Source organism: Yersinia ruckeri ATCC 29473, from assembly GCF_000754815.1.
Lineage (GTDB): Bacteria > Pseudomonadota > Gammaproteobacteria > Enterobacterales > Enterobacteriaceae > Yersinia > Yersinia ruckeri.
The window spans coordinates 649,400-650,454 of record NZ_KN150747.1 but is presented as its reverse complement, the minus strand read 5'-3'; the positions used below and the strand labels follow the sequence as shown (position 1 = coordinate 650,454).

Sequence of the window (1,055 nt, the reverse complement as noted above, 5' to 3'; positions counted from 1 at the left end):
GCACTGGGTTTCCCCATTCGGGTATCGTCGGTTATTACGCTTCATATCAGCTTACCGACGCTTTTCGCAGATTAGCACGCCCTTCATCGCCTCTGACTGCCTAGGCATCCACCGTGTACGCTTAGTCGCTTAACCTCACAACCCGAAGGTGTCTTTTCTTTACTGGTGTGATGGTGAACACACTCTGCGTTATTGTGCAGTACGCGCCATCCTCATGAACCTCAAGTTCACTTCGGTTGCCGTGCGCTGTACGCTTCGCCGAGTATCTTCTCACTCACACTGCAACAAAGGATAAACACATCGCATTGCAATTATTTGAGAGACTCTGATACAGGGTACTCCTTATCTCAGTACTGCTACGGAGAGACAAGTTTCAGCTGTATCGTTTCAATTTTCAGCTTGTTCCAGATTGTTAAAGAGCAATATCTTAAACACGACTTGTTAAAGTCATCTTTAAGATATTCAGGTGATAATGTCTTTCACTCATTATCGGATGGCGTCCCCAAGGGGATTCGAACCCCTGTTACCGCCGTGAAAGGGCGGTGTCCTAGGCCTCTAGACGATGGGGACACAAAAATACCGACCAAATCCGAAAATCCAATCGTTTTTTGCATCATCATGAGTCGAAACTCACGACATCAACAGGTGCTCTTGCTCATTACTATTATCAGACAATCTGTGTGGACACTACGCAATGCGTATCTTTAGGTAAGGAGGTGATCCAACCGCAGGTTCCCCTACGGTTACCTTGTTACGACTTCACCCCAGTCATGAATCACAAAGTGGTAAGCGCCCTCCCGAAGGTTAAGCTACCTACTTCTTTTGCAACCCACTCCCATGGTGTGACGGGCGGTGTGTACAAGGCCCGGGAACGTATTCACCGTAGCATTCTGATCTACGATTACTAGCGATTCCGACTTCATGGAGTCGAGTTGCAGACTCCAATCCGGACTACGACAGACTTTATGTGGTCCGCTTGCTCTCGCGAGTTCGCTTCACTTTGTATCTGCCATTGTAGCACGTGTGTAGCCCTACTCGTAAGGGCCATGATGACT

At 48.1% G+C, this 1,055-nt stretch carries 1 tRNA gene and 1 other annotated feature (1 of these 2 cut by a window edge); the gene reads right to left on the bottom strand.

Annotated features, from left to right (window positions below):
• Positions 1–494: 494 nt before the first annotated feature.
• Positions 495–570, bottom strand: a tRNA-Glu gene (locus tag DJ39_RS02945).
• 139 nt (positions 571–709) lie between these two features.
• Positions 710–1,055: a sequence feature (16S ribosomal RNA rRNA prediction is too short), on the bottom strand; it runs 414 nt beyond the window's last position.